This is a genomic window from Firmicutes bacterium HGW-Firmicutes-1, assembly GCA_002841625.1.
Taxonomy (GTDB): domain Bacteria; phylum Bacillota; class Clostridia; order Lachnospirales; family Vallitaleaceae; genus HGW-1.
Window position 1 is genome coordinate 191,162 of sequence record PHAG01000007.1, and the last position, 7,422, is coordinate 198,583.

8 protein-coding genes are annotated in these 7,422 nt (G+C 35.8%); 7 read left to right on the top strand and 1 reads right to left on the bottom strand.

Annotated elements, in window-relative coordinates; translation table 11 throughout:
• Positions 1 to 147 precede the first annotated feature (147 nt).
• From CVU84_09680 to CVU84_09700, 5 genes are all read left to right on the top strand, one after another.
• Positions 148 to 1,050 carry an alpha/beta hydrolase gene (locus CVU84_09680; GenBank protein ID PKM94773.1) on the top strand — a complete coding sequence of 301 codons (903 nt, stop codon included), beginning with the start codon at positions 148 to 150 and terminating at the stop codon, positions 1,048 to 1,050.
• Positions 1,034 to 1,615 (top strand): TetR/AcrR family transcriptional regulator, encoded by a 582-nt coding sequence (locus tag CVU84_09685; GenBank protein ID PKM94774.1) that lies wholly within the window; start codon positions 1,034 to 1,036, stop codon positions 1,613 to 1,615. Before CVU84_09680 ends, CVU84_09685 begins: the two co-directional genes overlap by 17 nt.
• A gap of 83 nt (positions 1,616 to 1,698) precedes the next feature.
• Positions 1,699 to 2,898 (top strand): hypothetical protein, encoded by a 1,200-nt coding sequence (locus CVU84_09690; GenBank protein ID PKM94775.1) that lies wholly within the window; start codon positions 1,699 to 1,701, stop codon positions 2,896 to 2,898.
• Between the two features lie 78 nt (positions 2,899 to 2,976).
• Complete coding sequence (locus CVU84_09695; GenBank protein PKM94776.1) at positions 2,977 to 3,927, top strand: 2-dehydropantoate 2-reductase; 951 nt, start codon at positions 2,977 to 2,979, stop codon at positions 3,925 to 3,927.
• Positions 3,928 to 3,955: 28 nt separating this feature from the next.
• On the top strand, positions 3,956 to 4,672 hold the full coding sequence (locus CVU84_09700) for an oxidoreductase (protein ID PKM94777.1): 717 nt from the start codon (positions 3,956 to 3,958) through the stop codon (positions 4,670 to 4,672).
• A 116-nt stretch (positions 4,673 to 4,788) separates the two neighbouring features.
• Here CVU84_09700 and CVU84_09705 read toward each other — a convergent pair whose 3' ends face one another.
• Positions 4,789 to 6,492, bottom strand: a complete 1,704-nt coding sequence (locus tag CVU84_09705) for a hypothetical protein (protein PKM94778.1) — start codon at positions 6,490 to 6,492, stop codon at positions 4,789 to 4,791.
• A 155-nt stretch (positions 6,493 to 6,647) separates the two neighbouring features.
• Here CVU84_09705 and CVU84_09710 point away from each other — a divergent pair, with 155 nt between their 5' ends.
• Positions 6,648 to 6,929, top strand: coding sequence for a hypothetical protein (locus CVU84_09710; GenBank protein ID PKM94779.1), 282 nt, complete (start codon positions 6,648 to 6,650; stop codon positions 6,927 to 6,929).
• Between the two features lie 160 nt (positions 6,930 to 7,089).
• Positions 7,090 to 7,422, top strand: a 333-nt coding sequence (locus CVU84_09715; protein ID PKM94780.1) for an ATPase, incomplete at its 3' end; no start/stop codon positions are given.

Sequence of the window (7,422 nt, forward strand, 5' to 3'; positions counted from 1 at the left end):
TAACGTAGTATTTTCACGTGTTGGAACTGACTATGTTAATAAGATTATTTTTGGGTGACGTGTTTATAAACTTGACAAAGCTTAACCCTTACGATATTATATGACTATAAAATGAAAAACGTCATATAAATTAGAGAGGTGAAGTTTATGGCAATAGAGAATACGTGGAAAGAAATTTATATACCTAATAAGAAAAATATCAATCTATTTTGTAATCACTATTATAATGATAAAGACGCTCCTAATATTTTGTATATCCAGACACCGATTGGATCAGTGAAGTCATTTTTGAAGAAAGCGTATGAGCCACTTACCCAATATGGGTTTAACATATTTGCAGTGGATTTTGCTGGAATTGGTAATAGCAAGGGCACTATTACAGACTTTACACTCCAAGGTATTGTTGATGATTTGGATTCTTGTGTAGATTATATTTGCGAAAGGGTTACAGGAGATATTCATTTATATGCGGGTACTGGTACCGGTGGTATTTTTGGAGAATATTATGCAAGTGCTACAGATAAAATCAGAAGCTTTGCTCAATATGGTGTTGGTATTTATGGAGACGTATCAATAATAAAATACCCTAAGTGGATTACAAAAATGTTCTATATTTTACTAAAAGGTATCGTGAAGGTTATTCCCAGATTGAGAATATTTTTTCCGCTTCCAAAGTATAGCGGTTATCATGCGGAGTTAGATAACGCTTTTTATGAAATGGCATTACAAGAATATCCAGATCTCTTCAAGCAAGATGTTCATTTAATGATTGCTTTGTTGAGTATGTTTTTAGACAAAGAAAGCGCCTTAAAATTGTTGCCTCAATGTCCCACTTTAGTTTTTGAGACTTTGCATGACAGATATTTTCCAAAAGAATATTTCAGGAAATATTATGACATACTTACTTGCGAAAAGAAGCTTTATTCAATTAATGATATACATAATAGTTATTATTTTCATTCAGATGAAATTTGTAAAGAGGTTGCAAAATGGTTTATCGCACACTCATCAACGATAAGAGGAGAGGTCGAACATGCCGAAATTCAATGACAAAGAAAAAGAAATGATACAGCACAAGCTTCGTATAGAAGGTGAAAGACTTTTTACGGCATATGGATTAAAGAAAGTAACAGTAAATGATCTTGTTCAAGCGGTGGGGATTTCTCACGGTGCGTTTTATGCTTTTTATGAAAATAAGGAACATCTATTCATGGAGATTAATGTGGATCATCAAATTAAGATTTTTGGCCAAATAGAAAATATATTAATTGAAAATAAGCCATTGCCTCCACGAGAACTTACAAGATTGGTAATAAAACATCTATTAGATGCTTTTCTAGAAAATCCGATTATATCATTAATTAACATTGAAACCTGGGAGAGCATGGAGCGAAAGCTACCTCAAAGCATTGTTGAGAAAAATAATATGTATGACATTATTGCACTTGAAAAGTTGATAGCGTATGGTGTTAAACTAAAATGTCCTGTTTCTGTTGCTGTCAAGGTGGTACAGGTTCTCTTAGTAAGTGCTTCGAGGTTTATTAGGGATGAAGAAGGGACAATTGTTATAGATGTTTTGCTTGAGGGTATCATTGATCAGATTATTGAAGAATAGAAAAGAAGTATATTTAGGAAGCTATGATAATGAGCCAGACTAACATTACATAGTATTTATCAAAAATCTTGGGAGGAATATTTATGTTTAAGAAAAAGGTATCTACAATATTGATTATGTCACTATTAATAAGTCTATTTATGCTAAATTCAAATGATGAAATAATGGCTTCGGATTCGGATAATGAAGAAAAACATTGGGTTTATGATGAATTGGATCTTTTCAAACAAAGAATTGCACCTATAATAGCAAAGGATGCTACATATTATACTTTAAATGAAGACGAGAAAGAACATATAATAAATATATTAAACGAGCAAGAACTGAATAATCCTATTAAGTCAAAAAGTTGGGGAATACTTCTAAAGGCTGTTCTAAAACTCCCAGAGGCAGAACAAGAGATGTTAATAAATATGTATGTTCATGGTCTTTCTACAGGAGATGAAATATTAAGAGAAGATGCTGTTGGAGGAATGCTAAAGCTATTATCTATTAATTACTATGATGGACTTGGTGGTAATAGTAAAAGAAAAGAAATTGTTAATGTTTTAAAGGACCAAGAAGAAGTTAGCGAAAAACAAGACTCTTTAGTAGAGATTGCATATAACGAAGGCTTTGTAGATTCTAATACTAAGAATTATTTTAGACCTAAAGATAAACTAACCGTGGCAGAAGCAATTTCAATGTTAAATAACATTATGATAAAGTATGATATTACTTACGAAGATGTTATTATGGAACAAAATAATGTTACAGAAAATAACAACAACAATGGTGCTACTTGGATAGATATAGAGTTGAAATTATTTGAAAATAGATTGGATAAAAAAGCAGCTCTAATTCAAAAAGCGTCTACTATGGTTAATTATGAGTGGAATAGCAGGAGCTTAGATGAGCCTATTGATATTAAAACCTGGGCGGAGCTACTGTCAACAATATTAGAACTTGACGATGAAAATGCCATAAAGGGTTATACCTATAACTTGGTCTCTGATAACTATGTACCAAGAGATATAGCAATTGCCGGTATGGTTAAACTTTTATACATTAACAAAATGCTAGATGGAAGGGATGCAACTAATGAGGAACGTCTTGCTTTGAAAGGAGCCTTTTCAGACTGTTTATATGTATTTGATGAAAGCAAGCTTGCTATTGCATATAACGAAGGGTTAGTTAAAGGGAATCAGTATTCTATGTTTGAGCCAAAAAGAATGCTTACTAAGGGTGAAGCACTCATACTATTGATTAGAGTTATTGATAAGTATGAAACAGAGGTACAATAACTACATATTAGATATCTTGATCATGTTAATTTTTGGAGTTTAAGTAAAAGGTAATAGGTGTAAATAAAGGAGAAAACGATGGGAATTAAAAAGGTAACTTTAATCGGATTAGGAGCAATGGGCGTATTTTTCGCACCAAAGCTCGAAGCATATCTAGGTAAAGGAAATTTCAGAGTGCTTGCCGAAGGTGAACGCAAGGAAAGATTGCAGTCGAAAGGCGTTACTATTAACAGCGTTAAATATCAATTCGCTGTCATCACTCCAGAAACCGAAGGTGATCCGGCCGACCTGATCATCATGGCGATTAAAGATACGGGACTTACGCAAGCCATCCACGATATCCGAAATCAGATTGGACAGGATACTCAGATCATTTGCGTCATGAATGGAATTGACAGTGAGGAACGCATAGCAGCGGTCTATGGCTGGGAACACGTCCTGTATTCCTATATGAGAGTTTCTATTGCCATGAATGACGGGGTGGCAAACTTTGATCCTGAGTGGGGGAAAGTACACTTTGGAGAGATAAAGAATGAGGATTTATCCGAAAGAGTTAAGTCTATCAAGGATTTGTTTGACACCTGTAATATAAAATACAACATTGATCCAAATATGATCAAAGGTATGTGGTTCAAATTCATGTGCAATATCGGAGAGAATCTAACCTGTGCACTTTTGGGTGTGCCCTTTGGTGCATTTCATGTAAGCGAACATGCAAATGAGATTCGTCGTAATGCCATGTGGGAAGTAGTTGAAATTGCACAACGGATTGGGATCGATTTAGGACAGGCAGATATAGAACGACAGGAGAATACGGTTAAGTCCATACCTTTTCCTAACAAACCTTCCACACTGCAGGATTTGGAAAACGGTCGCATAACGGAGATTGATATGTTTGCGGGTAAAGTGGTAAAGCTGGGTGAAGAACTGGGTATTGAAACACCTATGAATAGAATGTTCTACCACGGGATTAAGGTTTATGAGGAAAAGAATGCGGGAAGGTTTGAGTATAAGGTTATTCATCAATAGTACTTTAAAATAGGTAGGTGGTGAAGTTATGAAAAAAGCGATCGTAATCGGAGCAAGTAGTGGTATAGGAAGAGAACTAGCTATAAGACTCAGTAAAGGGGGCTATTTTGTTGGTGTGACAGGACGACGGGTAGAATTATTGGAAGAAATTAAAGGGATGTTTCCACAACAAATCCTCATTAAAAAAATGGATGTTACAAATACAGAGGAAGCAATGAAAAATCTTAAGAATCTTATTGGTGATTTAGGCGGACTGGATTTAATCATTATTAACGCAGGATTTGGTCATATAAATAAAGAACTGAATTGGGAATCGGAGAAACATACAATCGAGGTTAATGCACTTGGATTCACAGCGATGGTAAATGTGGCTTATAGATATTTTCGTAAAGAAAAAAAGGGGTGTATTGTAGGTATCTCATCTATTGCCAGTATCAGAGGCAGTTCCTATGCTCCAGCTTATAGTGCGTCTAAAGCGTTTGTCTCTAATTATTTGGAAGGTATCAGAGGTTTATCAAAAAAGGAAAAATCACATATCAAAATCATTGACGTTAAACCTGGATTCGTTGATACTGCTATGGCGAAGGGAGATAAAGTGTTTTGGGTTGCACCGGTTGAAAAAGCTGCAAAGCAAATATTAGTAGCCATTGAAAAGGGAAGAGAAAAAGTCATTGTTACAAAGAGATGGGTGATTATTAGTAGTCTAATGAAAATCTTGCCTGAATGGATTTATGCTAAGCTATAAAAGGATAAAGAAAGAAAATGAAATTTAGGTCATATTCGTGAAATAGGTGGCTTGAGAAGAGGTTCAAAAATATCGCCAACCACTTAACAAGCAATTGGCGATAAAAGATGTTTCAACTATTCTTCATATACAATAACTGCTTCCTTGGTACTATTGATCCAGTCCACCTTGCAGTTAAGATTTTCAGCTGAAAATCTTACAGGTACAAAGGTTCTCCCATTTTTGGATGCAGGAGCCACATCCATTTTCTTACTTACACCGTTTATCTTTATATCAGTTTTACCTATCCACATTTCGACAGTATTTCCTCGAGCTTTAAGAGTTACTTTCTGAGTTGCACCGTCCCAATCAACAGTACCGCCCATGGCTTCAACCACCGCACGGATAGGTACCATGGTTCTTCCGGATATAGTTATTGGTGCTGTGCCTCTGCCAGGATCAACTTCCTGGTTTATACCATCTACGCTCATATTTGGACTGTCAAGTTTAAGCATTATGAAGTGCTTGAAACTTCCAGGTTTATAGATCGTATTTCCGGTTTTTATAGTAAAAGTTGCAATTGCATCACCAAGCTTTTCATCTATTCCCTCAAAAGGTCTTGCTTCTGAAAGCACTGGCTTTACAGTGTAATAGTAGGTTGTATTAGGCTCAACATTTACATCAGCATAAGAGGTACTGGTGATATAAAAATCAGTTACAGATATTCCCAGATTGTTTTGGGAAGTAGATCTAAAAAGTCTATATCCAAGACCCTTAGCTGGTTGCCACATGATTCTTGAGCCGGATTCAAAAGCTTCTGCGCTGTTTCCACCTGGCGTGATCACCGGAACTGCAGGTGTCCCCGATGCAGGGTACAAGTTAGCCTTTACCGTAGAACGAATATATGCATTCCACCAGGCAACGGCAACGACTTCCATGTATACATTCTTGGCATTGGCAGGAATAGAAGCTGAAATACTATAGTTTGAAGTATAACTTGCACCTACATCAACATATCCCGTTTCCTTTTTATATTGCTTACCATCAGCACCCGTATAACTCAGATAAGCATTATAAAAAATTTTTTGCCCTGCGACTCCATTATTTCGAACAGTTCCCCAAACCTCGACTAAGCCAGGCACAAACTCACCTTTATCGTAATAGTGTTTGTTTTCAGCCTTACCATCTACTTCATCTTTAATAGTTCCGAGATTGATGCCCTTCACGTTATATGTGATCGTCGGTGCCCCGGATGGTACATTAATACCTACTGTCTTTTCTCCCGAAGTAGTCGATGTTTGTTTCACACGATAAAAATCCCCAGTTACCGAAGCACGGATGTAGGCATTCCAGTAAGCAACACAACTGACTTTTATATTCACATGGCTGGCATCATCAGGAATGAACCCTGAAATTCGATATTCAGCGACACCACCGGGTGCTACTGTAATATATCCTGTATTCGCAACTTCATGGACTTTGCCGGTAGAATCCGTATAACTCATCAAAGCTGAATAAAATACATTATTATGTTCAGAGTATGCACTGCCTCCAGGTTTATTATTGGTTACCGTTCCCCATAATTCTACCGTGCCAGGCTCAAAATTACCTTTTTCATACATATGATAGTTTTCCGCCACACCGTCCCGCTCCTTGGTAAGAATACCAAAATTCAAACCACTGACATTATAAGTAATTGTCGGTCCATCTCCTTGTGGATTTACACCCACAGTCCCTCTCCCGTCTGCCCTAGCAGGTATCGTTATCCCCACCAGGCATAAGGATACAACCATAATCAGTGCTAACATCCTTAAAGTTATATTCCTCATTGATATTTTCATTTTATTTAATCCCCTTTCAGTTTTAATAATACCAAAATTGTTGACTTGTTTTAATTTTCCAAATCAAATGTAACAAAATCCAGTCCTTCTAGAAACACACAAAAGGGGTAGTTTTAGAAATACCATCCTACCCAAAAAGTGTAGGATGGTAATATATCCCACCAAAGTTTGAACTTTTTTCTGACAGAATTGAAATTACATCTTCAGGTGGCCTTATACAAGGTATGGAAGAAAGCGAATTTTTCAGCGGTATATCCGTTCCAAGAAATAAGGAACTTATGCGCGTGTTTAAAGACCTCGAACTTGTTGAACATTTGGGATCAGGTATTGCAAGAATTCTGAGAAAATATGATAAATCTATATATCAGATATCTAATAATTATATTAGGGTTGTATTTCCGATTATTCACAAAGATGACCTAATGAAAATACAATAAGAGATTTAATACCATTAGACCTCGTGAATATCTTTCCTGGAGAAATATATACCTCATGTGAAAAAAGTGTTGAAATATGAAAAGTTTTTTCTTCACAGAGAAAAAACTTTGACAAGTTAATTGGCAAGATGTATAATGAGTTTTAAGAGAGGTATACGATATGATTAACAGAAAAAATTATCTGGAAAAACTCATTGCTAATAAGGACCATAAAATCATTAAGGTGGTTACAGGTGTCAGACGTTGCGGAAAATCAACGCTTTTTCGTTTGTACATAGAGTATCTCAAGTCAATTGGCATCCAAGATCATCAAATTATAGCGGTTAACCTTGAAGATATGGACAATGAGGAATTGCTTGATTACAAAAAGTTATATAACTATGTTAAGGAAAGACTTTGCAAGGATCAAATCACTTACATTTTTATTGATGAAGTTCAAAACTGCAAAAATTTTGAAAAGGCAGTGGACAGTTTGTTTATCAAAGAGGACACA